This window comes from Parafrankia colletiae, from assembly GCF_001854655.1.
GTDB classification, from domain to species: domain Bacteria; phylum Actinomycetota; class Actinomycetes; order Frankiales; family Frankiaceae; genus Parafrankia; species Parafrankia colletiae.
The window spans coordinates 129,227-155,728 of record NZ_MBLM01000108.1; the positions used below are offsets into that span (position 1 = coordinate 129,227).

The window sequence follows — 26,502 nt, forward strand, 5'->3', positions numbered from 1 at the left end:
CGCTGTTCTGACCTGCGAAAATGCAGGTCGCGTGTGAACGCCGTCACAAAAGTTAGTACGTGCAGCGATTCGACCCGCGGAGCGCCGTGGAGGCCACCTGGACCACCAGGGGCGGGTGAGACAGGGAAGACCCGTCATCCTTGATCCGCGCATAGGTTGGTCGAATCCATCGCCGGACCTGACCTTGACCCCAGGGAGTCACCAATGGCCGCCGGAGTGCTGATCGCGGAGAGCCTGCGCGTCGGGGCGGTGTTAGACAACCTGTCGCTCATCGTCCGGAGGATCCAGCGGTCGGCGCCGACGAACGTCACCGCCGATCAGGCTCCAGTCTGGACGCTGGTCTTCTTCGAGATCGCCGACATCGAAGCCGCCGCCCTGGCCGATCAACTGAGCGAAGTCCTGGATGCGCCTGGGTGGTATGTGGACCTGCACACCGCCCAGGACAGCTTCATCGTGTTCCCGGGCCGCGTGGCGCGTTACCGGCGAGGGGACCCACAGGGGCGCGCTGAGGCTCAGAAGTACGGYCGAGCCCACGGCATCCCTGACTCACAACTCGACTGGCCGGCCTGACCCGACCGGCCAGCAGTGGCTGTCCTGCGAGCGGTCCGAGGCCATGCCCCCACCTTCTCGCATCGCGAGACGGCGCTATTCGCTACCTTCGATAGYCGTCCTCGCGGAGGCTATCCGATCGCCTGGTCCGGCCAGCGGCCCGGCGAGGGAGAGGCCGCAAGGCGGGTTCTCGCTGGTTCCCGCGATCCGGCGGCCAAGGCACCTACGCGCATACCAGCAGCTCGGAGCAGGTTTTGCCCGCTTTACGCGAGTGCTTACGCAAGCACCCGTGCCGCTTGCGGCAGGCACCAGCAGACCTGCCCCGCTGTTGCCTCATTCGTCACTGTCTGCCAGGCGGCAGCCGGTGTGTGACACTGTCGACATAACAGCGATCTCGGCGAGGCAGCGGGAATCCTGGCGACGGTTGACAACGAACCTCCGCTGTCGCTGGACAGCTGGACATGCTCGACGAACTGACCGGCTGGGGCGTGCCCGCCGTGACCGGTGCTTGCCGACGCCGGTTGCGGGGACCCGCCGAGTTCCCTCTGTGGCCTGACGGAGCGTGGCTTGGCCGATGTGCTCGGCGTGACCCGGCCGTCGTCACCGTCCCCGTGCCGCACTCTGGCAGCGGCTGTCCGCCCGCGCCCACCGATCTGGACTTCGTTGTTGACTCTGAAGTGTCCGGCGCGCCGGCTATGGGTGTTCTCCGGCGAGGTGGCGTGGGCGTTGAGCATCGCCGAGCGGTGATCGCAGGCGGTGATCATGGTGGTTCGATGTTGCCGTGTGGGGCGGCTGGGGTTGCGGGCAGGCGTACGCGCTGGCAGCGGCGTTCGCCGTCGAGGGCCTGTAGTGCTTGGGCGAGTGTGCTGGCGTGGATCTCCCGTTCACCGCGCTCAAACATGAGTTCGGCGGCTGTGCGCAGTCTGACGGCCTCGCTGACAAGGGCTTGGGCTCCGAGGAGGAGGGAGTAGGTGGGTCTCGGTCCGCTGGCCGGGCACACCGCGGCAACCCTGTCGATCAGGGCGAGATAGTGGTCGACGAGGTCGTGCTCGGCGTCCGTGAGCGCCGGTATCCCGGGCGTGGACGCTCCGGTCGCTGTCACCTGTCTTCCTTCCTTCGGCCGGCGGCGGCCGGTGCCGGCCGGCCTGCCTGGTCAGGGCCGGCCGGGTCGTGGCGCCTTGCGGCTGGGGATTACCTCGTCAACGAGGCCGTAGGCGACCGCGTCCGCGGCGGTGAAGATCTTGTCTCGTTCGATGTCGGCGCGGATCCGCTCGATCGGGTGACCGGTGTGGTGCGTCAGGATTTCCTCCATCAGGGCTCGGATGCGGTGGATCTCCTTGGCTTGGATTTCCAGGTCGCTGGACGAGCCTTCGCCCTGYCCGGACGGCTGGTGCAGCAGAATCCTGCTGTTCGGCAGGGCCAGCCGTTTTCGCGGCGTGCCGGCGGCAAGCAGGATCGCCGCCGCGGATGCGGCCTGCCCCAGGCAGGTGGTAGCCACGTCGCAGCGGACGTACTGCATGGTGTCGTATACCGCGGCCAGTGCTGTGAAGGATCCGCCGGGCGAGTTGATGTACAGGTTGATGTCGCGGTCGGGTGCGTCACCTTCGAGGTACAGCAGTTGGGCCATGACGTCGTTCGCCGTGGTGTCGTCGATCGGCGCGCCCAGGAAGATGATCCGGTCCTTGAGCAGCCTGGAGTACGGGTCCAGGCCGTGCTCGCCGCGGGCCGTCCTTTCGATGATGTTCGGTAGGACGTAACGGCTGGCGGGAGGCATCATCGCGACCCTCTCTACTGGCGGGACGAAACAGGACACACGTGCGCAGGGCGCTGGCACCGGCCCGCGATGCAGCGCCCGCGCGCGGCCGGCTCGGGGCGGGCGGCACCCAGTGACGCGGGGAGGCTCTCCGTCGACGTACAGACTGTACAACTTTTACGTTCTGTACGTGCGGCGGGTCTCGGTGGGAGTCTGCGGTCGGCGGGTCGGTGGGTGCGAGAGCGGTACGGTCTATGCGGGTCGAGAACCGGCAACCTGGAGTTCAGACTCCTCGGAGCAGACCGGAGGGCGCCGTGCACGAGTACGTCCCCGTCACGCAGGCCAGGGCAGAGCTTTCCGACCTGGTGAGCCGAGTCGCCTTCACCGGACAGCGGATCATCCTCACCCGGAACGGCAAGCCACTGGCCGCGCTCGTACCAGTCGCCGACCTGGCCGCCACCGAGGCCGAGGCCACCACGGAATCGGCGCACGAGACCATGGGCGGCGCGCCCCGCCGGTTCGGCATCGCCCACCACGATCCGGTCACACCCGGCCCGCCACTCGACCAGCCGCATGAGATCGCCGCCGAGCACCGGACACCGCCTGGCGGGCCGCCAGGAACCCTGCGGCACCCGTAACCGAAGCGGCCGTGCGCCGCTGGCCGTTCTCGCGCCGCTCGACCGGCGGTAAAACGAGACCCGCCCCGAGCTGCCGCACCCGCCGCCGGACTGGGTGATCGGGGACCGGGCGCTGACCACGCTGCGACCGGCTGCCAGCAGGGATGTCAAACCGTGGTTGGGCCGCGGACGAGTGCCGTGAACGCGGGTCTGTGGGGCGGCCATCCCGATCCCGACGTCCATGATCGCGATTAGTCGGGTCCAGCGCAGGTCAACGGTGGTTTGTGCACCCAGCCAGCATTAATACGAACCTGAACCTGCAGGTTAACGGTCCGACCGTGTCCATCGAACCTGCCCACGCGAAGATCCGCCGAGCGGGCTACGTCGGCAATGTCAACGCCAGGAAGATCGGATAGGGGTCGGTTGGCGTGACCGCGGCGCTGGCCCCCCACGGTATCAGTGATGATACCGTGGGGGTGTGGCGATGACACTGCGCTTGACGGATGGTGAGGCCGAGGCTTTGCGTCTGCGTTCGGAGCTTGAACAGCGTTCGATGCAGGAGATCGCCCGGGAGGCGATCCGGGAGTACATCGAGGCACACAGCCGGGCGGAGCTGCTGGATCAGGTGTTGGAGGAGGAGCTTCCTCAGTACGCCGAGGCGCTCCGACGACTCGGCGAATGATCTATCTGAGGCTTCGTGAACTGCTGTACATCGCCGAGCGGGCCATCGGCTTCGAGCCTGTGGTCAGGGATCACGGCCTCCTCGGATCCGCTCTCGCCCGGCCGCGGGTGACAGTGTTCGGGCGTGACGCCTATTCCACTCTCGATGGCAAGGCTGCCGCGCTCCTGCATTCGCTCGCCCGCAACCACGCCCTCGTCGACGGGAACAGGCGACTCGCTCTCGCGGGCCTGATCGCCTTCTACGGCCTCAACGGGTGTCGTCTGACGCTGACCAACGATGAGGCCTACGACCTCGTGGTGAGCATCGCGACCGGTGTCTGCGACTCCGTCGAGGACATCACCAAGATCCTTGAGGGAGCGACCCGAGCGCGTCGGTGAAGATCCGGGCGCGTCCCGCCTTATCCGACTCTGCTCCTGCTCGAGTCGACGGGGGCCGCGCCCAGGATGCGACCGGCACCGACCATGGCTGTGGACGGACACTGTGCCCGCCCTGGACGTTCCTCGGTGCTGTCCAGCGGAGGCGTCGCGCATGGACAGCAGCGTCGACTCTTGTAGCTGACAGAAATGGCTGCTGTGACCAATGGTGCGGTGTAGGCCCTCGTCGGCCCTCGGGATCGCGCAAGCAACTCGTTCTTGCAGCTCGCGACCTTAATCATGATCTTGGGTGCCCCCGGTAGGAATCGAACCTACGGCCTACCGCTTAGGAGATAATTCAGGCTTTGCGCTGTTCTGACCTGCGGAAGCACAGGTCGCCTGTGAACGTCACCACAAAAGTCAGTACGTACAGCGAATCGGCCCGCGGAGCGTCGTGGAAGCCCCCTGGACCACCAAGGGCAGGTGGCCAGGGGRGACCCCCGAGGCGCAGGAATATGGCCGAGCCCACGGCAAACGGTGCCGACCGCACGCAACCTGATGAACCACAAGGCCGGGTCACGGCGTGCTACAGGGTGCTACGGTCAAGGGGTGGGCATTCCTGAGATCACGCAGCGGGACCTGCGGTCACGATCGCGGGAGATCATGGACGCGGTCGAGCGCGGGCAGTCGTTCACGGTCACCCGGGACGGYCGGGAGATCGGGCAGCTGGTCCCGATCCGGCGCCGGCGCAGGTTCGTCCCACGCGAGGAGTTCGCCGCGATGTCCCGCAACGCCCCGACGATCGACTTGGATGCATTCCGCGCCGACCAGGATGCGGYGATCGACCATGAAGCCGGCGGGGCCTATGACCAGTGAGACCCCCCGCCAGGGCCTGCTCGACACGAACATCGTGATCCTGCGCCCGTGGATCGACCCGGCGGAACTCCCCGCCGAGGTCGCGATCAGCGCCGTGACGCTCGCCGAGCTGTCCTCCGGCCCGCACGAGGTCCGCCGCAACGACGAACAGGGCCTCTACGACGAGCACGAGGAACGCGCCCGGCGGATGGAGATGCTCCAGCGCGTCGAGAACGAGTTCGACCCGATCCCGTTCGGTGTCGAGGCCGCGCGCGCCTACGGCCGGCTGTCGGCGGCTGTCATCGCCGCTGGCCGCAAGCCGCGCCGCCGCGTCGCCGATCTGATGATCGCGTCCACCGCGATCGCCGAGGGGCTGCCGCTGTTCACCGCGAATCCCGGCGACTACACGGGCCTGGAAAAGTATCTCCGTGTGGTACCTGTTACGCGGCCACCCATCCCGCACGAGAGGCGGCCGGGCGCCTGATCGCGATCACGCCCAGGCCCAGGCGCCGGAATCTGAACGGCACCTCAAGATCCTGCGCGGTAGGGCGGTACAACGAGACCAGGGCTGAGACCAGGGCAGCCGCCGGGACTCCGGCGGCTGTTCCTTACCTGGTCAGAAAGTGCACCCAACCAGCACTAATGCGAACCTGAACCTGCAGGTCATCGGCCCGACCGTGTCCATCGAACGTGCCCACGCGAAGATCCGCCGGACAGGCTACGCCGGCAACACGAACGCAGGTCGTTCCTGAGCCTTCTGTCGACGTCGATGCGGGACGCCCGTGGGCAGCCTAGATTGACGTGGTGACTACGTCAATCTATCGTCGATGCATGCTCTATCCCACCCCCGCCCTCAAGCCTGCCGACGATCAGGTGCTCGGCGAGATCGACGGCATGCGGGACGCGCTGCGGCACCAGATCGGGACCACGCCGGCGAAATGGACTGAGGGACTCCGGAAGTTCCTGACCGCGGACGCCGTCGCGGCCTCGAACTCCATCGAGGGCTTCAAAGTGGCCACGATCGACGTCGAGGATCTGATGGATGGCGAGCGAGATGTCGAAGTCTCGGACGAGAACCGCGAGGAGACCCTCGCCTATCAGCGGATGATGACGTATGTCCAGACCCTCCACGATGCCGAGGACTTCAGCTACAGCAAAGGCCTGCTCAACGCTCTGCACTGGATGTTGCAGGGCCACCGTCACACCGTGCGTAAGCCGGCCGGGCGGTGGCGCCGGGGCCCCGTCTACGTCACCGACGCCCGCGACCCCAGCATCGCCGCCTACACGGCCCCGGACGCCGATACCGTCCCTGCGCTGACGCGGGAACTCGTCGACTGGCTCAACGCAGACGATGGCGCCCACTTGCTGGTGCGGGCAGCGATGGCACATCTTCACCTGGTGTCCATCCACCCCTGGGCTGACGGGAACGGGCGGATGTCCCGTTCGCTGCAGACGCTCATGATCGCCCGTGAAGGCGTTCTGGCCCCGGAGTTCTCGTCCATTGAGGCGTGGCTCGGCCGCCCCGGCAACACCTGGGAGTACTACCGCGAACTCGCCGACCGGGGTCCGACGTACCYTCCCGACCAGGACGTCTCCAGCTGGATCCGGTTCAACCTGACCGCCTACCACCAGCAGGCCCAGACCGTTGCGGGCCGACTCGAACGCTCCGGGCGAGTATGGCGCGCACTCTCCGAATTCGCCGAGACCACCGGTCTGGACGAGCGCGTGGTCACGGCCCTGCACGATGTGGCCATGGCCGGACGCGTCCGCCGCTCACGCTACGAGCATGCCGAGAGCCTGAGCCTGCAACAGGCGCAACGCGACCTCCGYGACCTCACCACCGCACAGGTCCTGGAACCGGTCGGCCGAACCAGAGCCCGTTACTACACGGCAGGCCCCCGCTTCCCTCAACCGGCGCTTGACATCGCACGCATGCCCATGACCTTGAGGAATCCGTACACCAGCTGACAGACAACCCACGGACCCGCCGCGGCCCGATCGGTGGTCACGCCGGACGGCGTCCGCCTCCAGCGCTTGAAGACCCCTCGACCTTCGTCAACCCTCGTTGCCGAAGGCGCGTCAGAGCCGCTGGCACAGGCCGGTTCCCCATCCGCGCAATACGCGGATCGGTGCCCCCGGTAGGAATCGAACCTACGACCTACCGCTTAGGAGGCGGTCGCTCTATCCACTGAGCTACGGGGGCGTCGCCCGGCGATGTTACAAGGGCGCGGGATGGGGTCTGACGCCAGGTGGGCGAGCCCCGACGGGCGCACGAGATCGCTCCGTGGGCCCCGGGGCCGCCCAGGAGCGGATCACGGAACCACGCAAGCCTACGCATCGGGACGCCCCGGCGGAAGTGCCGTCGGCCCCCAAGGCCGGCGGGGCTGCCGGTCGGTGGCCCGGACGAGGTGAGGTGTACCAGCTGACCGGCCCGGGCGCTGCGGCTCGGGGTGGTGCGGCGGGGGGTGTTCAGCCGATCTGCTCGGCCATCTCCACGAGCTCCTTGCAGCGGGGGCAGATCGGGTAGCGCTGTGGGTCCCGCACCGGCTCGAACTTGTACCCGCACAGGGCAGTCACGCGGCCGCCTTCGATGGAGGCGCGGACGATCTCCTCGCGGCGCGCGTAATGGGAGTGGTCGTCCCCCTCGTCACTGCGGGTGTCCGACGTCTCCGGCGCGATCTGAGTGGTGCTCATACTCTTGAGTGTAGGTACTCGCTCCGGTCTCRCCGACACACCCGTGCGGTGGGGGCCGGGCGCCGCGGGAGCGCGCGGCGCCCCGTATCGACTGGTGCCGCGGTAGTGGCCCCGGGTGGCGATGCGGTGATGATGTCGGCGGTGCCTGATGATGCTCGCTGTACCCCGCAGGGGGCTGGTCGTGTGCTGCTTCGGGACGGATGTCGGGCGCATCACTGGTAGGTGTTGCCCGGTTACGACACGAAGGGCCAGGTCAGAGCCTTGGTCAACAGTAGGTGCCCGAGCGGGTACCCTGGGTCGATGGGGAGTGGTTGGGTCCGTTGGTGACGGCGGGGATCGGCCATACCACACACCGGCACCAGGACGCAGAGGAATGTGGCTCCTCCTGTAGGGCGTTACAGCGTACTCTGGTTGCGGACGAAGGAGACCGGTGACTGGACTGATCGACAGTACCGAGATGTACCTCCGGACCCTGTACGAGCTACGGGAGGAGGGCATCACCCCGCTGCGCGCGCGCCTGGTCGAGCGCCTTCATGTGRGTGCGCCGGCGGCCAGTGAATCGACCGCGCGGCTGGCGAACGAGGGGCTCGTGGCCCTCGCAGATGACCGGACCGTGCAGTTCACGGAGAAGGGTCTGGTCAGGGCGACCGCCGTCATGCGTAAGCACCGCCTCGCGGAGCTGCTGCTGACGAAGATCATTGGTCTTGACTGGGCGCTGGTACACAACGAGGCGTGCCGCTGGGAGCATGTGATCTCGGATGAGGTCGAGGCCCGGCTGACCGTCCTTCTGGGTGATCCGAAGCGGTGCCCGTTCGGCAACGAGATCCCCGCCCCGCTGGAGACGGCGGAGCCGCCCGGCGCGGCCCCGGTGAGCATGCTCACCTCCGCCGAGCGGAACGGGGGCGGTCGTAAGGCCGTCAAGGTGAGCTGGATCTCCGAGCGTCTTCAGACCGACGAGAACGCGATGCGCACGCTTCGCGACGCGTCGGTTGTTCCCGGCGCCGAGCTCTCGCTGGACGCCCGAGGCGACCGGCTGTACATCGCCAAGCCGGGCGGTGAGGCGGAGGCGGAGATCACGCGGAACACCGCGGCCCTCGTCTACGTCGACCGCTGACCTGACGGCAGGGTCCTGGCGCGGCGTCTCCTCACGGCGGCCGCGCCAGGCGGCAAGTGATGTGATCACTGATTCTGCGCCGCCGCTGAGGCGGCCACAGCGTCGTCGATCGCCAGTCGTCCTCTCAGTCTTCGCAGCCATCTCCACCATCGGGCCGGGCCTTCGGGCTCGGCCCGATGGTTTTTCCGCAGAGGATCGTGAGATGCAGGATCGGCCTACGGAGCCCCCAGGCCATCGGGGCTCCCGGCACGCCGGGCCCTGACCACGGGGGTCTCCTGGGCCCGGCAGCCGGCAGCCGGCAGCACCACGCTCGCGCGCCCGGACCGGCGTGCCGGGGCTCTGCGGAGGGGATCAGGCTCCGGGGCGTACGCCGCCCTGGAAGGACGACCACCAGACGTCCTCGATGCGGATGACTTCGCCGGTCCGGGGCGCGTGGATCATCTGGTCGCCGCCGATGTAGAGGCCTACGTGGTACAGGTCCGCGCCGAAGAAGACCAGATCGCCGGGGATCAGCTCAGCGCGGGAGACGTGGCGGCCGGCCGTCCACTGGTCGCCGGTGTAGTGCGGGATCCCGACGCCGGCCTTGCCCCAGACCCACTGGGTGAGGCCGGAGCAGTCGAAGCTGTTCGGGCCTTCGCCGCCCCAGACGTAGGGCTTCCCGAGCTGGGCGTGCGCTTCCTGGACTGCGCGGGCGGCGCCGCCACTGCCCCCGGTGGGGGGTGGAGGGGCGGGCAGGACGGGGGCCGCGGCGAAGGTGGAACCTGCTGTCGCGACGAGGCCGGCCTCGCGGGTGAGACGTTCCCGTTCGGCGGCCGCCTCGCGGGCGGCCTGGGCGGCGGCCGCGGCTTCGGCGGCCTGGCGGGCCCGCAGCGCGGCCGCCTCCCGTTCGCGGGCCTCGCGCTCCAGTTCGGCCTGCCGGTCGATCAGCGTGTCCAGCAGGCCGTGCTGCTCGGCGGCGGAGGCCTCGAGGGCCCGGCGCTGTCCGGCCAGTGAGTCGACGAGGCGCTGGCGGCTGGCGCGGGTCTCGTCGGCGGTGTCCTTCGCCTCGGTCTGGTCGTGGCGGGCGAGGCGCAGATCGGCTTGGGCTGCCCGCTGCCGCCGGGACAGCGCGTCGACGGCGCCGGCGCGGTCGAGTGCCGTGCGGGGGTCGCCGGTGAGCAGGATGGAGAGCTGATCGAGGCCGCGTGAGCGGTAGGCGGAGGTTGCGAGCCCGCGGTGCCGGGCGGCCGCGGTGCGGACGGCCGTGTCGGCGGCTTCGAGGCGTTCGCGGGCCGCGGCGGCGGCGCGGTCAGCCTCGGCGAGGCGGATGCGTTCGGCGTTGTAGTGCTCGGCGGCCACGGACATCTGGTGGCCGAGTTCGTCGATGCGCTCCCGTGTCGCCGCGATCTGCTCGGCGACGGCTCCGAGGTCGTCGTTCTGGTCACCGCCACCGCCACCGCCGTTACCGCTGTCGCCGCCGTCGTCGCGGGGCTGCGGGCCGGGCTCGGCCCGGGCGATGCCCGCCCCGAGCCCGGCGGCGGGACCGGGGCCGATCCCAGTCAGAGCGGGCCCGACGGCCAGGACGCCGACCAGAGCGACGAGAGCCGGGCGCACGCTCCGTGAACCCCCGGCCGGTGTTACGGGCGCGCCGCGCGGATTCCTGACGGGCGCAGGGTTGTGCGCACTTCCGTCCTCAACATCCGATATACCACCTGACGTGGATGAATCGGGTGTAGATATGCCCGATTGGGGGATAGCGCTGGTCTCGTGGGGCGAGCTGCCGGCGCTATGCCAGCCCTCCGCCGGAACACCCGTCACGACGCCGCACCGTAACTCTGTGCAGTTGTACAGTCACGGAAGCACGCCGAACGACACGGAGGGTCTCGGAACGCCCACTGCGAGCCCATGCCTTGCGCGCACGAACCGCCCAATTAATCGATTTCACACGTCGGAAACAGGATAGACACTAGGACGGAACAGATCTTATCGACTCTTCGGCCGGAGGGTCCGGGACGAGCGCAGCGTGGCCGGGGACCGGGTAGCGCAGGTCCGCGCGGTGGGCGCGGGGGGAATGACAGGAGAGACATGGACGAATTGAGCTCGGGCGATACCGCGTGGGTGCTGATCAGTGCCGCGATCGTGCTCTTCATGACGCCCGGCCTGGCGTTCTTCTACGGCGGCATGGTCCGTGCGAAGAATGTGCTCGGCATGCTGATGCAGAACTTCTTCACCATCGGCATCATCAGCCTGGTCTGGTCGGTCATCGGCTTCAGCCTCGCCTTCGGCGAGGGTAACGGCTTCTGGGGCGGTTTCGACTTCTTCGCGCTCCAGGACCTGTCGGCCGGTGACGGCGCGATCCCCTACGTCGCGTTCGTCGCCTTCCAGATGATGTTCGCGATCATCACCCCGGCGCTGATCACCGGGTCGAGCGCGGACCGGATGAAGTTCAGCGCCTTCGCCGCCTTCGTGACGCTGTGGTCGATCTTCGTCTACTCGCCGATCGCGCACTGGGTGTGGGCCGGCTCCGGCTGGCTGTTCGAGCGGGGCGCGCTCGACTACGCCGGCGGCACCGTCGTCCACGCGAACGCCGGTATCGCCGCGATCGTGCTCGCGCTGTTCCTCGGTAAGCGGCGCGGCTGGCCGGGCGGCGACTTCCGCCCGCACAACGTGCCGTTCGTACTGCTGGGCACCGCCATCCTGTGGGTCGGCTGGTTCGGCTTCAACGCCGGCTCGGCGCTGGGCGCGAACAAGGTCGCGGCCTACGCGCTGATCAACACCCAGATCGCGGCGGGCGTGGCCATTCTCGGCTGGATCGCGATCGAGGTGCTGCGGGACGGCAAGGCCACCACCCTCGGCGCCGCCTCCGGCGCCGTCGCCGGCCTCGTCGCCATCACCCCTGCCTGCGGTTTCGTCTCGCCGATGGGCGCCATCGCCATCGGTCTGATCGCCGGTGCGGTCTGTGCGCTGGCCACGTCGATCAAGGGCAAGGTCGGCATCGACGACTCGCTCGACGTCGGTGCTGTCCACCTCGTCGGCGGTGTGCTCGGCGCGCTGCTCACCGGGTTCTTCGCCACCATCGACACCAACCCGGGGGCCAAGGACGGCGTGTTCTACGGCGGTCCCTGGAGCGTCGTCGGCGAGCAGGCGCTGGCCATCGGCGCGACCCTCGGCTACTCCGCGGTCGTGACCGCGCTGATCGCCCTGGCCATCAAGTACACGATCGGCCTGYGGATCTCCGAAGAAGAGGAAGAGCAGGGCCTCGACGAGGCGCTGCACGGCGAGACGGCCTACCGGCTCACCTCCATCGGCGGCAGCAGCAGCGGCCACAAGACCGTCGCCGCGGCCCGGGTCCCTGAGGAGGTCCAGGCATGAAACTCGTCACCGCAGTGATCAAGCCGTTCAAGGTCGACGACGTGAAGACCGCGCTGGAGGGTCTCGGCGTCCATGGCCTGACCATCTCCGAGGTGCAGGGATACGGGCGGCAGAAGGGCCACACCGAGGTCTACCGCGGTGCGGAGTACAAGGTCGATTTCGTCCCGAAAATCAAGATCGAGGTCGTCGTGGACGACGAGGCCGTGGACGACCTCGTCAGCGCGATCACGACGTCCGCACAGACCGGCAAGATCGGTGACGGAAAAGTCTGGGTGGTACCCGTCGAGGCAGTTGTCCGTGTACGGACCGGTGAACGGGGCTCGGACGCTCTGTAAACCGTGGAAAACAATCTGGGGGCGCGCCTGTCACGGCGCGCCCCCTTTTGTTTCGGCGCAGTCACCAGAGGCCGCGTCCGGCCGGTCGCTGGTCGTGGTGACGGTCCTGTCATCAGGATCGGCTTCGACCGGTCGCGGCCGGGAGCTCTCGGCTGCCTATCTGCGGACAGCGCGCCGGAAAGCGTGCGGGGAGTGCCAGGCTGGGGGGCTGGGGGCGACCAGAGGACCAGAACGGACAGGGGTGGCCGGTGGACGCGAGACTCCAGGCCCTGCGGGGCCGCGCGGATGCCTTTCCCGGAGTGACCGGGCCGGCGCTGCGGGCCGGCCTGACCGACCTCGCCGACGCCGCGCTCGCCGAGCTCGTCGGTGAACCAGGTCCCGGAACCGCCCTGCTCGCCGTCGGCGGCTACGGGAGGCGCGAGCCCGCGTTCGGCAGCGACCTCGACCTCGTGCTCCTCCACGACGGCCGCCGTCGGGACATCTCGGCGCTCGCCGACGCCATCTGGTACCCCCTGTGGGACGCCGGAGTCGGCCTGGACCACAGCGTCCGCACCGTCGACGAGGCGGTGTCCGTCGCCGACTCCGATCTGAAGGCGGCGATGGGTCTGCTCGACGCCCGCCTGGTCCGCGGCGACGCGTCCCTTGCCGAGAAGCTTGTCGAACGGGTCCGGTCCCGCTGGCGGGCCCGGGCACCGCGCCGGCTGCCCGAGCTGGCCGCCTCGGTCGCGGAACGCGCCCGCCGCAACGGGGAGGTCGCCTTCCTTCTCGAGCCGGACCTGAAGGACTCCCGGGGCGGCATGCGCGACGTCCACGCGCTGCACGCGCTCGCCGCCGCCTGGGTAGCCGAGGAACCGCCGGAGCGGGTCCGGGAGGCCTACCGGGTGCTGCTCGACGTCCGGGGGGAGGTGCGCCGGCTCGGCCAGGGCCGTGGGCAGGACCGGCTCCTCCTCCAGGACGGCGAGACGATCGCCGCCGCACTCGGCTACCCGGACTCCGTCGCGCTCTCCCGGGCCGTCGCCGAGGCGGGCCGCGCGATCTCCTGGACCTGGGACACGACGTGGTACCGGGTGGCGTCGGCGCAGCGGTCGAAGATCGGGGTGCGGCTGCGCAGACCGGTCCGCCGCCCACTGGACGAGGGCGTCGTCGAGCAGGACGGGGAGATCCAGCTGGCCCGGGACGCCGACCCCGCCAGTGACCCCGGCCTCGTGCTGCGGGCGGCGGCCGCCGCGGCGCGCACCGGCATCCCGTTCGGGCGCTACGCCATCGACCGGCTCGGCCAGGAGGCGCCGGAGATGCCGGCGCCGTGGCCGGAGGCGGCGCGGGACGACCTGGTCAGCCTGCTGGCGACCGGGGACGCGGCGATCGGGGTGCTGGAGTCCCTCGACCAGGTCGGGCTGCTCGTCCGGCTGATCCCCGAGTGGGCGGCGGTGCGCAGCCGGCCGCAGCGCAACCCCTACCACCGCTACACCGTCGACCGGCACCTGATCGAGGCCGCCGCGCGGGCCGCCACCCACACCCGGGACGTCGACCGCCCGGACCTCCTGCTTCTCGGCGCCCTCCTGCACGACATCGGCAAGGGATACCCGGGAGACCACACCGACGCCGGCATCGTGGTCGTGCGGGAGCTGGCCCCCCGGCTGGGCCTCCCTCCGGAGGACACCGAGGTCCTCCTCGCGATGATCCGCCACCACCTGCTGCTCACCGAGGCCGCCACCCGGCGGGACATCGACGACCCCGTCACTATCGAATCAGTCGCCACGGCGGCGGGCAGTGTCCGCGTCCTCACGCTGCTGCACCGGCTCACCGAAGCCGACGCGCAGGCCACCGGCCCGACCGCCTGGAACGCCTGGAAGGCGCGCCTCGTCTCCGACCTCGTGCACCGCGCCACCGCCGTGCTCGACGGTCGGGAACCGCCCTGCCCGCCGGCGCTCAGCGAGCGCCAGGCCGCCCTGCTCGCCCTCCCGGCGGACCTCACGGTGCAGGTCAACCCACTCCCGGACGACGCCATGTTCGAGATCGTGGTCGTCACCGCCGACGACCGGGTCGGTCTCCTGGCCACCACCGCCGGCGTGCTCGCGCTCAGCCGGCTGGACGTCCGCCGCGCCTCGGCCCGCAGCTCCGGCGGGCGTTCCCTGCTCCAGGCGGCCGTCGCCGCGCCGCACGGGGAGCGCCCGGACCAGCGGCGTCTCCAGGAGGACCTGCGTGGCGCTCTCACCGGCGACTTCGACGTCACGGCGCGCCTCGCGGGACGGGAACAGGACTACGCCGCGACACGCCGGAGGAACACACCCGGGCCACCGCAGGTCATCTTCGACGACTCGGGCTCGGTGACCGTCGTCGAGGTGCGGGCCCCTGACCGCGCGGGCGTGCTGCACCGGATCGCCCGCGCGCTCGCGGAGGTCGGCCTGGACGTCCGCACCGCCATCGTCGCCACCCTCGGCCTGGACGTCGTCGACGCCTTCTACATCGAGGACCCGGCCGCCACGGCAGGCCAACCATCCGGGCCGGAACCCGCCGCCGGAACGGGCTCCATCACCCGAACGGGCCAGTCGGCGTCGATGCTGAGCATCGAGCGGCGGGCTGAGGTGTCGTCCGCGATCCTGGCCGCTCTCACGGCGAACGAGGCCAGCGTGGCCTCGTAGCGGCCACGGCATGTGGTGGAGGCCGGAACGGTCGTCGGCCGACGACCGCAGACCACCGTTGGCCAGCCAGGATGGCCGGCGTGCCCCGAGGTGAGCGGGTGGACGGCCGCCCTTGGCTGCCCTCGGTCAGACGTGTCGCGCTCGGCACGGGAGGGCTGGGGTCAGGTCCGCCGACCGGGGCGCTATGATTGGGACGCACCTTCAGGAGGCTTCGCCTAGTCCGGTCTATGGCGCCGCACTGCTAATGCGGTTTGGGTCTACAGCCCATCCGGGGTTCAAATCCCCGAGCCTCCGCCCTTCGCGGTCGGGCCCGTCCACGCTGGACGGGTCTTCGACCAGGCACATCGCCATTGGTCTCTGGAAGCCCCGAGTTCTCACCACTGCTGGTGAGGACAGTGCGGGCGTCGCGTCGGACAGGGCTCGCAGCGGCCACCGTCTCCTGCCGCATGCTGACAGCGTCCACTCGCCGACCGGCAGGGGAGAACTGGTCGATCGCCCACGAGTCAGGCCACCTCGTCCGAGGCCACCATGACCAAGGGATCTCCCGTGCTGAGCGGGATCAGCATGAGGCAGTGGCGAACGCGTTCGCCGCGGACACTCTGCTTCCCCGCGAGATCCTCGACGTGGTCGACTGGGATCGGATCGCTTGAACGCTGCCGGGCTGGCTGATCTGCAGCACGCCACGGCTTCGACATGCCCGGGTCCGCGTTGCTCTCGTGCGCATGTTTGGGTGCAGGCATGACCACGTTCCGTATGGAGAGGTGACGGCGGATGCCCATCACGGCAGGACACATCCGGGCAGCCCTCATCGGCTACCTCAGTAGCCATCCCGGGGAGGTAAGCACCCTCACCCCGGTGCTCGGGCAGCTCGACGCGGGTGCTGACCTGGCCTCCCGTGCCGAGGCCCGCGGCCACGCCACCGCCGGCGCGATCCTGCTGGGCCCCGGCGGGGACGTCCTGCAGATTCACCACCGGGCCCTCGGCCGGTGGCTCCTGCCGGGAGGCCACCTTGAGGACACGGATGACTCCCTGCAGGAGGCCGCCGCCCGGGAGCTCTGCGAGGAGACCGGCATTCCCCGGGCCGCGGTGCGTTCCGTGGCCGGCGGGCCGGTGCACATCGACGTCCATCCCATTCCCGTGAACGTCGCCAGAGGCGAGCCCGCCCACCAGCACATCGATTTCCGGTTCCTCTTCCGGACCGCGGCCGACGTGGGCGACATCCAGGCCGAGGAGGTCACGGCGGCAGCCTGGAGGCCGGTCGACAGCATCACCGACGAGGTGCTGCGCCGACGCATCGCCACGGCAGGCCGCCGATCGTGACGGAACAGGGGTGGTCAGGCCTCAGGTCTCAGGTGAGGCGGGTGTCGTCCGCCCTGGTGTAGGGGCGGATCTCGGTGAGGCGCCGGTCGCGCAGCTTGGTCGTCCAGGCGGGTTCGGAGAGCAGGGCGCGACCGAGCCCGACGAGATCGAACTCGCCGCGGTCGAACAGGTCGAGCAGGGGAGCGAGGCTCAGCGACGGCGCGGCCGCCTCGTCGTCGCCGCGGAAGGCCGTCGGCACCCCGACGGAGCCGAGCGCGATGGTGGGAAGGCCGGTGAGGTGCCGGGTCCAGCCGGCGAGCGTGCGCGGTGAGCCGTCGAATGCGGGCAGCCAGTAACGGCGGGTCGAGACGTGCAGCGCGGTGACGCCGGCGTCGACGAGTGGAGTGAGCAGCGCGTCGAGGTCCGCGGGGGTCTCGGCGACCCGGGCGTCGTAGTGGCCGCCCTTCCACTGCGAGAAGCGGTAGATCACGGGGAGATCCGGACCGACCTCGGCCCGGACCGCCGCGACGACCTCCGCCCCGAGCCGGGCCCGGTTCGCCAGGGAGCCGCCGTACCCGTCGGAGCGGCGGTTCGTCTGCGGCCAGAAGAACTGGTCCAGCAGGTAGCCGTGCGCGCCGTGCAGTTCGACGCCGTCGAACCCGACCCGTCGGGCGTCGRCTGCCGCGCGGGCGAACGCGGCGATGATCGCGTCGATGTCCGCCGCGATGGCGGCCTCGCCGACCACCGTGCCGTCAGCCCGCAGGCCCGACGGGCTCACGACCGGCGCCTCCGGGTACGGCGGGGCGCCCGGGTCGCGGACGGCACCGAGATGCCACAACTGGGGCACGATTCGCCCGCCCACGTCGTGGACGGCGGTGACGACACGGCGCCAGCCTTCCAGCGCGTCGTCGCCGTGGAACCGCGGCACGCGGTCACTGCTCCCGGCGGACGGGTGGCCGACATAGGTGCCCTCGGTCACGATCAGGCCGAGGTGGGCGGCTCGCCGGGCGTAGTAGGCGGCGACGTCCTCGCCCGGTACTCCGCCCGGGGAGAACTGGCGCGTCATGGGCGCCATGACGAACCGGTTCGCGACCTCTACGTCTCCCAGGCGGAACGGCGTGAACAACGGTGCCGCATCTGCTCCGTCCAGGAGGTGGACGGGCAGCTGGGCGGTAATCGCCGAGGGCGCCGCGGCCGGTCCCGACGAGCTCGAAGCTCCGGACGAGCTGGCCGGTCCGGATGAGCCGGCGGTTCCGGGTGGGCTGGAGGTCACTGTCACATCAGGGTGCAATTCAGACGTCCACGCCGCTGTTCCGAACTGCCCTCGGTGCTGGAGTGACATCCCTCGCTACCTGGACGTCCAGCGGGCAAGATCGTCGGGGGTGTCCAGGTCAGCGGGGTCACCCGGGACGGGCACGGCGTCGACGAGGTCGGCGTGGGCCGCGAGGAAGCGCCGGGCGCCCTCGTCGGGACCGGCGAGGGCGATGGCCGCGCGCCACAGGTCCGGTGCCATGACGATCGGGTGGCCGCGGCGGTCGCCGTACCGGCCCATGGCGACCCGGCCGGGGCGCCAGGCGGCGACGACGGCGCGGATCGCGTCGCCGCTGATGCCGGGCATGTCGACCAGGAGCAGAACGATCGCGTCACACGAGGACGAGCGTGGGTGTGGGTGTGGGTGTGGGAGTGGGTCGGCGGCGAGCTCCAGCGCCAGGGCGAGGGAGCTGCGCAGCCCACGCTCGGGGGCCGGGTTCGCGACGCGCTCGGCGCCCGGCACCGCCGTCCCGGCGCGGACGACCGCGATGATCCGCGCGCAGCCTGCGTCCCGAGCTGCCTCGACGACCCGGTCCACCAGCCGCGCGCCGCCGATCCGCAGCTCCGCCTTGGGCGTGCCCATCCGGCTGCCGCTGCCCGCCGCGAGCACGGCCGCGACGACCCGGGCGCCGGTGCGTGGGCCGGGACGGGGCCCGGCGCCTGGGCCGGGACGGGGCGGCCCGGATCCGGTGGTGCCGGGAAGGTGGCCGGTCATGCCGGCAGGGTAGCGCCGTGACGCTGGCCGGCGGCTGGGACGGTCCCGCGCCTACCGGCGGCCCGCCGGCCAGGCCGGGTATCTCGCCTGTGGCCGACCCGCGACGGGAACGGGGCGAGGTGATCTCCGATGCGCGACGTGCTCATGGATCTTCATGCCTGGTGGCTGGCCGGGGAGACCGCCGGTCTGGCGACTGTCGTCGGCGCCTGGCAGTCCGCTCCCCGGCAGCCGGGTGCGGCGATGGTGGTCGGCCCGGGGGGCACGGCGGTGGGCAGTGTGTCCGGCGGCTGCGTGGAGGGAGCGGTGTACGAGCTCGCCGAGCAGTGCCGGGCGAACTCCCGCCCGGTTCTCGAACGTTTCGGGGTCAGTGACGACGAGGCCTTCGCGGTGGGCCTGACCTGCGGCGGCGTCATCGACATCTTCGTCGAGCCGGTGAGCCGGCAGTCGTTCCCGGAGCTCGGTGAGGTGCTCGCGGACGTCGAGGCCGGACGTCCTGTGGCGCTCGGGACGCTCGTGGCCGGGACGGCGGATGCCTCGGTCGGGGCCCACCTCATCGTGCGGCCGGGCGGGACCGCGGGCACCCTCGGCAGTGCGTGCTTCGACGCCGCGGTGCGGGACGACGCGCAGGGAATGCTGGAGCAGGGCAGCAGCGGAATGCTGCATTACGGACCGCACGGTGAGCGCCGTGGTGATGACAACTCCGTGTTCGTTGCGTCCTTCGCGCCGAAGCCGAGGATGCTCGTGTTCGGGGCGATCGACTTCGTCGCGGCGCTGGCGAGGGTCGGGTCGTTCCTCGGCTACCGGGTGACCGTCTGCGACGCGCGCGCCACTTTCGCCACGCACCGGCGCTTCCCGGACGCCGACGAGGTGGTCGTCGACTGGCCGCACCGCTATCTCACCGCGACGGCGGTGGACCCCCGCACGGTCGTCTGCGTCCTCACCCATGACCCGAAGTTCGACGTGCCGCTGCTGGACGTCGCGCTGCGGCTGCCGCTGGCCTATCTGGGCGTCATGGGGTCGCGCCGGACCCACGCCGACCGGGAACGACGGCTCCGTGAGCTTGGTTTCACCGACGGTGATCTGGCGCGGCTGCACGCGCCCATCGGCCTCGACATCGGTGGACGGACGCCGCAGGAGACGGCGATCTCGATCGCGGCAGAGATCGTCGCGGTGCGTCGTGGCGGGACGGGCGGTCAGCTGCGGGCGCTGGTGGGGCCGATCCACCATGGACGCGGTTGAGCTGCTGTTGCGGCCCGGTGATCTCCAATCCTGTGGACCTGATTCCTGTTAGTCTCCGGCCGTGCTGTTCGCCTTACGCTTTGACTTCCGTAATCCGGATCTAGCCGGTACATCCATGGCCGACCGTTACGCGGCGGCCCTTGACATGGCCGAGTGGGCAGACCAGCTCGGCTGCGTGACCATCGCGGTCTCGGAGCACCACTCCTCGCCGGACGGCTATCTCCCGAGCCCGATCCCGATGCTCGCCGCGATGGCCGCCCGCACGAAGAACGTCCGCTTCCTCGTCGCGGCACTGATCGCGCCGTTCTACGACCCGCTGCGGCTCGCCGAGGACCTGATTGTTCTCGACAACATCAGCAAGGGCCGTGTGGACCTCATTGTCGGAGCGGGGTACGTCCGCGAGGAGTTCGCGATGTACGACGTTCCGATGAACGAGCGCGCGAAGCGCGTGACAGATACGATCAAAACGCTGAAGGCCGCCTTCAGCGGAGAGCCGTTCGAGTACCGCGGCCGGACCGTCCACGTCACACCCTCGCCGCACCGCCCCGGCGGCCCGTCCCTCCTGCTCGGCGGCAGCAGCGAGGCGGCGGCCCGGCGTGCCGCGCGTATCGCCGACGGTTTCATCCCGGCGCTTCCGGAGATCTGGGAATTCTACCGCGACGAGGTCCAGAAACTCGGCCGGCCGGATCCCGGTACGTCTCCGGTCGGAATGAACAAGGTGGTGGCGCTGGCCGAGGACCCGGAGGACGGCTGGCAGCAGATGGCGCCTTACTTCTTCCATGAGACGAACGCGTACGGCGCCTGGCAGGCCGAGAACAACGTCGCCTCCCCGTTCCACTCGAAGTCCGGGCTGGAGCAGCTGCGTGCCGACGGGCAGTACCGGGTACTCACTCCTGACCAGCTGGTAGCCGAGCAGAAGGAGGCGCCGTTCCCCTTCGTGCAGTTCCATCCGCTCTGCGGCGGTATACCGCCGGAAGCCGCATGGTCAAGCCTGCGTCTTTTCGAGCGTGAGGTTCTGCCGAAGTTCTCCTAGAAGTTCTCCCGGCGTCGCCGCGCCGGGTTTCGTGACCCGAAACCCGGCGGCCGGTCGTGACAACGTCGGGTGCCGTCGCGTCGCGTGCCATCGCGCGGGGCACACCCGCGGCTGGCGCCGGTCGCGGTCATGACGGCCGGGGCCGTGGCCGGGCCGTGGGCGCGGTACCCGGCCCGCTCGGCGTCGCGTCACTCGGTGTCGTGCTTCCTGGCGTCGGGCCGGTCGCTGTCGCTCGTCCCGGTGCCGTCTCTCTCGGCATCGGCATCGGTGTCGGTGTCGGCACCCAGGTGAGTGGCCGCGTCGATGTCCGAGCGGTGGCCGTGGTTGTGGCCTCTGGCGTGGCCCGAGGGGTCGGGCATGACGTCAGGCCCCGTCCGGGCGCAGCGCACCTCGCCGGGGTGGGTCACCCGGCTCCTCGCCCGGTTCCGCCGGGCCGGGCCCCGCCCGACCTCACTCCGGGTGACGCGCGGGTCAGGCAGGCCGCGTAGCCGTCCTGCCTGGTAGGAGTGGCACAGGTCGCGGCGGCTCACAGCGGCGCGCCCGCCGGTGTCACGCGGACGACCCGGAAATCGGTTCCGACGATCCGCCCGTACATCTCCGCCGACATCGGCCCAGGAAAGGTTCCCACCACAGATGTGGGAGCGCCCGCCTCGTCGACCAGAACGACCGCGTAGGCGGCCGGCGTCGACCATCTCACCCGTAGGGCCTGCCGGGTCTCGTGCCAGCTTTCCTCGGACGGCGGATGAAGTGGGCTCGATGTGGTCACTTCCGCCTCGTCAGGACGAGAAATGATTCAGCTTTTTTGAAGGAATCAAACCGTTTCTTGTCGACGTTGCCGGCGGGGCCGGCGACCTGCCTGTTCCCTGTCATGTCCTGTGCTCCGGTTCGGCGCGGTGACTGCTGGACGACGTCCTCCCTCCCTGCGTTGACGGTCCCTGAAGACCGACCGAAAAGGGAGGGTGTGAGAGGCGTCATACTGCGGAGGGAAGATGCGACACAGAGCCACAGGAAGGCCGAATGCGGCTCAGGCGACAGAACCGGGTCGCATGGCACCATCAAAGCAGGAGATCAGCGGACGAACGGCGGCGGAGCGGGGGCTCGGTGTTGCGGATGCAGGGGTGTGACAGCAGTCAGACCGGTTGGAYACAGTCGGCGGCGAACCAGAACCGGGGATCCCGGGTGGACGATGTGAGGGACATGCAACCCCGTCTCGCCAGCCTGCTGGACGCCATCGTCCAGTACAGGAAGGCCGCTGGGCTCAGTCAGGCCCAGCTCGCCAACCGGGTGCGTTACCAACCGAGTTACCTCTCGAAGGCCGAGCGTGGCCTGCTGGGTGTGCCGTCTCAGTCGCTCGTGAGCGCGATTGACGCGGAGCTGAAGGCGGGCGGCACGCTCGTCGAGCTGCGGCGGCACGCCTGGCTGGAGGACAAGGGAGGTCAGGCGGGCGTGACCTGGATGGAGGTCTCGAAGGAGGTGGACATCACGGATCGCCGACAACTCATCGTCGGGGGCAGCGCCGCGGCGGTGGCGCCCGTCGCCGTCGCGTCCGCGACGCTGTCGAGCGCGTCGRCCGCGCCCGCCCCCCAGCCCGCGGCCCCGGTGGCTCCCGGAGTCCCGGCGCGGGTGCGCAACGAGCTGTCCGGGCGGTGGTGGACGTCCTGGCAGACCTTCCGGGACGGCGAGGAGATCCACTCCTCGCAGGAGGTCGCGGTGAGCCACACCGGCGACCATCTCACCATCGAGGCGGTCTCCCGCGGGCTGACCCTTGAGGCCGGCGGATATCTGTGGTCGGGGGAGCTGCGGCTCTTCGACAACGAGATCGTCATGGGCTGGTACGCCGCCGCTGACGGGCCGGTGCGGTCGAAGGGCACGCTGTTCCTGTCGCTGCACCCGCACGGCGACCGACTGACCGGGCGCTGGGTGGGGCTCAGCTACGACGGGCTGTTCATCGAGGGCTGGGGAACGATGGCGCGCTCGGAGGAGGTCTCGATCTCCCTGCTCGAACGTCTGCGGAAGCAGCACTCATGACTGCCCCGGAGCGGTCGCACCGGGGGCGGCCGCACCGGGGTGCGGACGGGCCTCGGTGCGGCGGCTGCCGGTCTCCGGGCGAGGAACCGGGCCGCCGTCACCGAGGTCGTCCGGCCACAGCTTGTCCGCCGGGCGGCTCAGCGTGACGCGCGAATCGACTCCCGCAGCGAGCTCAGTGTCGCCGCAATCGCCGTGGGCTCGTAGCCACAATGCGCCATGCAGTTGTCGCAGCGCGGGTCACGGCCCCGCCCGTACGAATCCCAGTCGGTCGTGTCCAGCAGTTCCTGATAGGACTTGGCGTAGCCGTCACCCATCAGATAGCACGGCTTCTGCCAGCCGTACAGGGAGTACGAGGGAATTCCCCAGGCAGTGCAGGCGAAGTCGACCTTGCCCTCGAGGAAGTCCAGGAACAGCGGCGAGTGGCTGATGTTCCAGCGCTCGCGCCGCCCGTCCGCGAACGCCTTGCGGAAAAGCTCCTGGGTCTCCTTGACCCCGAGGAACCTGTCCTGCTCAGGCGCCTTCTCGTAGGCGTAGGCGGGCGAGAGCATCATCCCGTCGACGTTGAGGTCGTTGTTCAGGAAGTCCAGCACCTCGATAACGGTCTGCGGGGTGTCGGTGTTGAAGAAGGTGGTGTTGGTGGTCACCCGGAAGCCGCGGCGCTGCGCATCCTTGATGGCGTCCACCGCCTGGGCGAACACACCCTTCTTCGCCACGGACTCGTCGTGCCGCTCCTCGAGACCGTCGATGTGGACGGCGAGCGACAGGTACGGCGACGGGGTCAGCTTGTCGATCTTGCGTGGCAGCAGCAGCGCGTTGGTGCAGAGGTAGATGAACTTCTTGCGCTTGACCAGGCCTTCCACGATCTTTTCGATCTCCGGGTGCATGAGCGGCTCGCCGCCCGCCAGACAGACGACGGGGGCTCCGCACTCGTCGGCGGCGGCGAGTGCCTGCTCGACCGGCATCCGCTGCCGGAGGACATCCGCGGGGTGCTGGATCTTGCCGCAACCCTCGCAGGAGAGGTTGCACGCGAAGAGCGGTTCCAGCTCCAGAGAAATCGGGAACTTGTCCCGACGTGCGATTTTCTRCTTCAGCAGATACATGCCGACCTTGATCGCCTGACGCCGCGGAATGCTCATGTTCACCCTTCCGGTGTTGATCTACGTTCGCCTTGTGGGTGGAGTCGCGATGCCGTGCCGCTCCCTGTCAGTGTAAGTAGCCGACTTATCTGATCCAGGAAAAATCCTTCGATGAGACTTACTTAACCGGCCGGCGAAGGATCTTCTTTCCGTCCTGTTATCCCGCAAGCCGCTCGGTCATCGGTTCGAGGCATCACGTACATCCACCCGGCAGGCGTCACGGCTGTATTTAGTCTCGGGCCGCGGCCCGTCGGAAGTCGGTCAGGAGCGTCGAGCCCGTCGAATCGGCGGACGTCCGACCTGYCTGCGTGCGGACCGGTGGAAGACCGTTTCCCGGCCGACCGGGCCGCCCGAAGCATGTCGCCTGCAACGACCGTAACAAGGCGATGGAGAAGCGGCGGCGCTCGATGGTGCCGGGTCATCGGGCCGATGAGGCACCGTGCCATCCGGCGGCGGGCCGCGGGCGGGCGATCGTCCGGTGCCGCTGGTCTGAAGTGCCCGGTCACAAGGCGCGTGGGTCACCGTCGGGGCAGAGGCGTCCGGCTGCGGACCGGCGCTGTCCGGCCAGCCAGCGCGGCCGTCGTCGATACCCCTACAGGGGGGCCCGACAGAGCAGGCTCAGACGACGGCGAGGGGTCTGCGGGGTGTATGCACGTTCGGCCCCGCAAATGCGACGGCTGCCGTCGGGGCGGGCCCTCGTGGGCCGTCCCGACGGCAGCCGGCCGTCACAGGGATGCAGTGGCGTCACATGTCGAGGCGGGACTCGATGGAACGCAGGCGGTGGCGAGCCATCGCGAGGTTCGCGCGGCCCTTGTCGAGCACCAGGTAGATGAACAGGCCGCGGCCGGTGTGGCTGCTGAGCAGCCTGATCAGGTGGTACTGCCGGCCGAGCGTGATGAGGATGTCCTCGATGGTGTCCTGCAGGCCCAGGTTCTCCATGGTGCGGATCTTCGACCGGATGACCTCGGTGTTGCCCGCGGCCGCGATCTCCAGGTCGAAGTTGTGGATGTTGCTGAGCTTGCCGAGGGTCATCCCGCTGGTGAAGTCGWCGAGCGCGACTCCGGTCGCCCCCTCGATCTCCAGTGATTCCTTCAGCGCGATGTCAACGCTGTTCATGTCGCCTCCTGCTTGGTTGCTGGCTTCGTCCTTGGCGGTCTTTTCGCTGTCCCCGTTGTCTTCGGCAGGTCGGTCCTCTCGTGCGAACCACCAGGTCCCGAGCTTTCTTCGCATTTCGCCCCACTTGAAAATGGGAGCACTCTCCGGGTCCTCGAGCGCCATGACGTGACGGCCCTCTCTCCCGGCAATGCCAACGCGCTGGTACCTGTCAGTACCATCTCACCAGAATTCGGGCGGATCCGACCTGTGCAGTTATGGAGCACTTCGCACAGTAGTCGTTGGCTGGGCTGACCAGGTAACACGAGTGTGCATATTGAGAGCTCGGTGGGATTGCTGTCCGAGATTCATAAGTGCAGGTCAGAGCAGTACCCGGATGTCGCTCGCCCTCCCGGTGAACCGCTGCCCCGGGCCTGCTCCAGGCCGGCGGGTCCTTCCGTGTGACGCCCGGCGGGGCGGGTTCGGTGACGTCGTGCCACGGCCTGTCGGGCGGTATGAGTCGTGGGCGGCCGAAGAGGACCACTCATGGCCCACATCGTTCTAGAACGCGGCGAGCTGTGCGGCGATCGTGTCGACGTCGGAATAGGTGACGCCGATGAGTCCGACCTGTTTCCAGCGCAGCACGTCCGCCCCGCCGCCGCCGACCGATAGCCGGAGCCCCGGTCCGGGCATGGAGATGCCGTACTACCGGACGACCCTGCGTTCCGTGTCCGCGAGGAGAGGAAAGCCGAGTGAGTGCGACCGGGCGAAGCCCTCACGACTGTCCAGACCCTGCGGGCTGATTCCCCACACCGGTACAGCGAGGCCGCGAAACACCTCGATACCGGCGGCATAGGAGCACATCTGCTTCGCGCACACCGGAGTGTTGTCACCGGGGTGGAACGCCAGGACCACCGGGTGGCCCCGCTCCTGGGAGAGGGTGAAGTCGGCGAGGGCTGCCGTTCCGTCGGCCAGGGTCAGGCCGGGGCGCGTGAGGTCGGGGGCCGGCTGTCCGACGGTGGGAGTGGCCATCTTCGGCGGACCTTCCGGGCGTGGCCCGCGCTGGCCGGGTGGGGGCCTGTCGAGCGGGCGCCGGCCGGGCAGGCGGCAGCCGGGCGAATCAGATCGGCCCGGGATCTGGGAGGTCTGGCGGAGGCCGCCCACAGCCATGACATCTTGCTCCTTACAGGTTGCGCGCTGCGCCCGGATCCGCCGTGCTGCGGCCGTGGACATTCTGCCGGGGGGCGGGTCGGGATACCCGTCGCGGGGCCGACATCGTCCTCCAGTTGGGGGACCAAAGGCCCGGTGGTCGCGGCGAATGTCCCCGGCCTGACCGGCGGGGATGCGGTCCGGTGCATGTTTCTGAAAGAATCTCCGGTCGGCCTTCAGCCGGCCCGCTCGGGGGCTCTGAAACCGGCGCGAGTCGGCACCTACGGGAAGGCAGGGGCGCCGGCACCGGAGAACAGCGGCCGGTTCATCGTATTCAGGCCACGTTTCCGGGCTGACCTGTGTCGCCGCGACCTTCGGTCGCCGCCGTTCTGGTTCTCAGCTTTCCCGGAGGCGGGATCTCAGCCGGCTGCGATGGCGCACGGGTGTCCGTCACGACGCGCCCGCGTGTGTCGGCAGAGGCCTCGGGTTTCGGTACTCCGGCCCCGGTCGAGTGTGGCCTCCGGGGCCGGAGAGATCTGTCGCGTTCCTGGAGTC

Annotated in this window: 26 protein-coding genes, 2 tRNA genes and 1 pseudogene; 17 read left to right on the forward strand and 12 right to left on the reverse strand. The window is 69.6% G+C overall.

The features are described 5' to 3' along the window. The first annotated feature begins 204 nt into the window (after nucleotides 1–204). Complete coding sequence (locus CC117_RS11600; RefSeq protein ID WP_071083738.1) at nucleotides 205–570, forward strand: hypothetical protein; 366 nt, start codon at nucleotides 205–207, stop codon at nucleotides 568–570. A gap of 739 nt (nucleotides 571–1,309) precedes the next feature. Here CC117_RS11600 and CC117_RS11605 read toward each other — a convergent pair. Next, a complete protein-coding gene (locus tag CC117_RS11605) occupies nucleotides 1,310–1,651 on the reverse strand; it encodes a hypothetical protein (RefSeq protein WP_071083739.1) in 342 nt (113 codons plus the stop codon). A 51-nt stretch (nucleotides 1,652–1,702) separates the two neighbouring features. After that, the gene (locus CC117_RS11610) at nucleotides 1,703–2,323 is read right to left on the reverse strand and encodes an ATP-dependent Clp protease proteolytic subunit (protein WP_321572599.1); all 621 of its coding nucleotides are present in this window, start codon (nucleotides 2,321–2,323) and stop codon (nucleotides 1,703–1,705) included. Between the two features lie 293 nt (nucleotides 2,324–2,616). On the opposite strand from CC117_RS11610, the gene CC117_RS11615 reads away from it, so the two are divergent. From CC117_RS11615 to CC117_RS11640, 6 genes are all read left to right on the forward strand, one after another. After that, nucleotides 2,617–2,940: a type II toxin-antitoxin system Phd/YefM family antitoxin gene (locus tag CC117_RS11615; RefSeq protein ID WP_071083741.1), complete on the forward strand. Its 324-nt coding sequence runs from the start codon at nucleotides 2,617–2,619 to the stop codon at nucleotides 2,938–2,940. Between the two features lie 463 nt (nucleotides 2,941–3,403). After that, on the forward strand, nucleotides 3,404–3,601 hold the full coding sequence (locus CC117_RS11620) for a ribbon-helix-helix protein, CopG family (RefSeq protein WP_071083977.1): 198 nt from the start codon (nucleotides 3,404–3,406) through the stop codon (nucleotides 3,599–3,601). After that, nucleotides 3,598–3,978 (forward strand): type II toxin-antitoxin system death-on-curing family toxin, encoded by a 381-nt coding sequence (locus CC117_RS11625; protein ID WP_071083742.1) that lies wholly within the window; start codon nucleotides 3,598–3,600, stop codon nucleotides 3,976–3,978. Before CC117_RS11620 ends, CC117_RS11625 begins: the two co-directional genes overlap by 4 nt. A 534-nt stretch (nucleotides 3,979–4,512) precedes the next feature. Then, entirely contained in the window at nucleotides 4,513–4,830 is a 318-nt protein-coding gene (locus CC117_RS11630) for a type II toxin-antitoxin system Phd/YefM family antitoxin (protein WP_071083978.1), read from the forward strand. Next, complete coding sequence (locus tag CC117_RS11635) at nucleotides 4,820–5,293, forward strand: type II toxin-antitoxin system VapC family toxin (protein ID WP_071083743.1); 474 nt, start codon at nucleotides 4,820–4,822, stop codon at nucleotides 5,291–5,293. The genes CC117_RS11630 and CC117_RS11635 overlap by 11 nt, the downstream gene beginning before the upstream one ends. A gap of 347 nt (nucleotides 5,294–5,640) precedes the next feature. Continuing rightward, entirely contained in the window at nucleotides 5,641–6,777 is a 1,137-nt protein-coding gene (locus CC117_RS11640; RefSeq protein WP_071083744.1) for a Fic family protein, read from the forward strand. A gap of 162 nt (nucleotides 6,778–6,939) precedes the next feature. Here CC117_RS11640 and CC117_RS11645 read toward each other — a convergent pair. Beyond that, nucleotides 6,940–7,012 (reverse strand) — tRNA-Arg (locus CC117_RS11645). A 266-nt stretch (nucleotides 7,013–7,278) separates the two neighbouring features. Continuing rightward, complete coding sequence (locus tag CC117_RS11650; protein ID WP_071083745.1) at nucleotides 7,279–7,503, reverse strand: DUF3039 domain-containing protein; 225 nt, start codon at nucleotides 7,501–7,503, stop codon at nucleotides 7,279–7,281. Nucleotides 7,504–7,933: 430 nt separating this feature from the next. Here CC117_RS11650 and CC117_RS11655 point away from each other — a divergent pair, with 430 nt between their 5' ends. Then, nucleotides 7,934–8,617: a metal-dependent transcriptional regulator gene (locus CC117_RS11655; RefSeq protein ID WP_071083746.1), complete on the forward strand. Its 684-nt coding sequence runs from the start codon at nucleotides 7,934–7,936 to the stop codon at nucleotides 8,615–8,617. 351 nt (nucleotides 8,618–8,968) lie between these two features. On the opposite strand, the gene CC117_RS11660 is transcribed toward CC117_RS11655, so the two are convergent. Continuing rightward, a complete protein-coding gene (locus tag CC117_RS11660; RefSeq protein ID WP_071083747.1) occupies nucleotides 8,969–10,210 on the reverse strand; it encodes a C40 family peptidase in 1,242 nt (413 codons plus the stop codon). Nucleotides 10,211–10,681: 471 nt separating this feature from the next. On the opposite strand from CC117_RS11660, the gene CC117_RS11665 reads away from it, so the two are divergent. The 6 genes from CC117_RS11665 (at nucleotide 10,682) to CC117_RS11690 (ending at nucleotide 16,265) form a co-directional block, all read left to right on the forward strand. Next, on the forward strand, nucleotides 10,682–11,968 hold the full coding sequence (locus CC117_RS11665) for an ammonium transporter (RefSeq protein ID WP_071083748.1): 1,287 nt from the start codon (nucleotides 10,682–10,684) through the stop codon (nucleotides 11,966–11,968). Further along, the gene (locus tag CC117_RS11670) at nucleotides 11,965–12,303 is read left to right on the forward strand and encodes a P-II family nitrogen regulator (protein WP_071083749.1); all 339 of its coding nucleotides are present in this window, start codon (nucleotides 11,965–11,967) and stop codon (nucleotides 12,301–12,303) included. The genes CC117_RS11665 and CC117_RS11670 overlap by 4 nt, the downstream gene beginning before the upstream one ends. A 248-nt stretch (nucleotides 12,304–12,551) precedes the next feature. Continuing rightward, on the forward strand, nucleotides 12,552–14,945 hold the full coding sequence (locus CC117_RS11675) for a [protein-PII] uridylyltransferase (protein ID WP_071083750.1): 2,394 nt from the start codon (nucleotides 12,552–12,554) through the stop codon (nucleotides 14,943–14,945). 204 nt (nucleotides 14,946–15,149) lie between these two features. Further along, nucleotides 15,150–15,239 (forward strand) — tRNA-Ser (locus tag CC117_RS11680). A 152-nt stretch (nucleotides 15,240–15,391) separates the two neighbouring features. After that, nucleotides 15,392–15,595 carry an ImmA/IrrE family metallo-endopeptidase gene (locus tag CC117_RS11685; RefSeq protein ID WP_071083751.1) on the forward strand — a complete coding sequence of 68 codons (204 nt, stop codon included), beginning with the start codon at nucleotides 15,392–15,394 and terminating at the stop codon, nucleotides 15,593–15,595. Between the two features lie 121 nt (nucleotides 15,596–15,716). Further along, nucleotides 15,717–16,265, forward strand: a complete 549-nt coding sequence (locus tag CC117_RS11690) for an NUDIX hydrolase (protein ID WP_071083752.1) — start codon at nucleotides 15,717–15,719, stop codon at nucleotides 16,263–16,265. A 28-nt stretch (nucleotides 16,266–16,293) separates the two neighbouring features. Here the strand turns inward: CC117_RS11690 and CC117_RS11695 are convergent, their stop codons facing one another. Both CC117_RS11695 and CC117_RS11700 read right to left on the reverse strand, forming a co-directional pair. Further along, nucleotides 16,294–17,409, reverse strand: a complete 1,116-nt coding sequence (locus tag CC117_RS11695; RefSeq protein WP_071083979.1) for an NADH:flavin oxidoreductase — start codon at nucleotides 17,407–17,409, stop codon at nucleotides 16,294–16,296. Nucleotides 17,410–17,592: 183 nt separating this feature from the next. Beyond that, on the reverse strand, nucleotides 17,593–18,270 hold the full coding sequence (locus CC117_RS11700; protein ID WP_071083753.1) for a nucleotidyltransferase family protein: 678 nt from the start codon (nucleotides 18,268–18,270) through the stop codon (nucleotides 17,593–17,595). 129 nt (nucleotides 18,271–18,399) lie between these two features. Here CC117_RS11700 and CC117_RS11705 point away from each other — a divergent pair, with 129 nt between their 5' ends. Both CC117_RS11705 and CC117_RS11710 read left to right on the forward strand, forming a co-directional pair. Next, complete coding sequence (locus CC117_RS11705; protein WP_071083754.1) at nucleotides 18,400–19,509, forward strand: XdhC family protein; 1,110 nt, start codon at nucleotides 18,400–18,402, stop codon at nucleotides 19,507–19,509. Nucleotides 19,510–19,570: 61 nt separating this feature from the next. Next, the gene (locus CC117_RS11710) at nucleotides 19,571–20,542 is read left to right on the forward strand and encodes an LLM class flavin-dependent oxidoreductase (protein WP_071083755.1); all 972 of its coding nucleotides are present in this window, start codon (nucleotides 19,571–19,573) and stop codon (nucleotides 20,540–20,542) included. A 188-nt stretch (nucleotides 20,543–20,730) separates the two neighbouring features. Here CC117_RS11710 and CC117_RS11715 read toward each other — a convergent pair whose 3' ends face one another. Both CC117_RS11715 and CC117_RS37030 read right to left on the reverse strand, forming a co-directional pair. Next, nucleotides 20,731–20,949, reverse strand: coding sequence for a hypothetical protein (locus CC117_RS11715; protein ID WP_071083756.1), 219 nt, complete (start codon nucleotides 20,947–20,949; stop codon nucleotides 20,731–20,733). A gap of 119 nt (nucleotides 20,950–21,068) precedes the next feature. Further along, the gene (locus tag CC117_RS37030) at nucleotides 21,069–21,308 is read right to left on the reverse strand and encodes a hypothetical protein (protein ID WP_071083757.1); all 240 of its coding nucleotides are present in this window, start codon (nucleotides 21,306–21,308) and stop codon (nucleotides 21,069–21,071) included. A gap of 431 nt (nucleotides 21,309–21,739) precedes the next feature. Between CC117_RS37030 and CC117_RS11725 the strand changes: the two genes are divergently transcribed. Beyond that, complete coding sequence (locus tag CC117_RS11725) at nucleotides 21,740–22,570, forward strand: helix-turn-helix domain-containing protein (RefSeq protein WP_071083758.1); 831 nt, start codon at nucleotides 21,740–21,742, stop codon at nucleotides 22,568–22,570. Nucleotides 22,571–22,707: 137 nt separating this feature from the next. On the opposite strand, the gene hpnH is transcribed toward CC117_RS11725, so the two are convergent. From hpnH to CC117_RS11740, 3 genes and pseudogenes are all read right to left on the reverse strand, one after another. Continuing rightward, complete coding sequence (gene hpnH / locus CC117_RS11730) at nucleotides 22,708–23,706, reverse strand: adenosyl-hopene transferase HpnH (protein ID WP_071083759.1); 999 nt, start codon at nucleotides 23,704–23,706, stop codon at nucleotides 22,708–22,710. Between the two features lie 744 nt (nucleotides 23,707–24,450). After that, nucleotides 24,451–24,822, reverse strand: a complete 372-nt coding sequence (locus tag CC117_RS11735; RefSeq protein ID WP_071083760.1) for a hypothetical protein — start codon at nucleotides 24,820–24,822, stop codon at nucleotides 24,451–24,453. Nucleotides 24,823–25,359: 537 nt separating this feature from the next. Further along, nucleotides 25,360–25,830 (reverse strand): annotated as a pseudogene (locus tag CC117_RS11740) (peroxiredoxin family protein). Between the last annotated feature and the right edge of the window lie 672 nt (nucleotides 25,831–26,502).

Coding starts and splice junctions, on each gene's coding strand:
- CC117_RS11620 (WP_071083977.1), top strand. CDS start 3,404: ATGACACTGCGCTTGACGGATGGTGAGGCCGAGGCTTTGCGTCTGCGT.
- CC117_RS11625 (WP_071083742.1), top strand. CDS start 3,598: ATGATCTATCTGAGGCTTCGTGAACTGCTGTACATCGCCGAGCGGGCC.
- CC117_RS11635 (WP_071083743.1), top strand. CDS start 4,820: ATGACCAGTGAGACCCCCCGCCAGGGCCTGCTCGACACGAACATCGTG.
- CC117_RS11650 (WP_071083745.1), bottom strand. CDS start 7,503: ATGAGCACCACTCAGATCGCGCCGGAGACGTCGGACACCCGCAGTGAC.
- CC117_RS11670 (WP_071083749.1), top strand. CDS start 11,965: ATGAAACTCGTCACCGCAGTGATCAAGCCGTTCAAGGTCGACGACGTG.
- CC117_RS11685 (WP_071083751.1), top strand. CDS start 15,392: ATGCTGACAGCGTCCACTCGCCGACCGGCAGGGGAGAACTGGTCGATC.
- CC117_RS11690 (WP_071083752.1), top strand. CDS start 15,717: ATGCCCATCACGGCAGGACACATCCGGGCAGCCCTCATCGGCTACCTC.
- CC117_RS11700 (WP_071083753.1), bottom strand. CDS start 18,270: ATGACCGGCCACCTTCCCGGCACCACCGGATCCGGGCCGCCCCGTCCC.
- CC117_RS11705 (WP_071083754.1), top strand. CDS start 18,400: ATGCGCGACGTGCTCATGGATCTTCATGCCTGGTGGCTGGCCGGGGAG.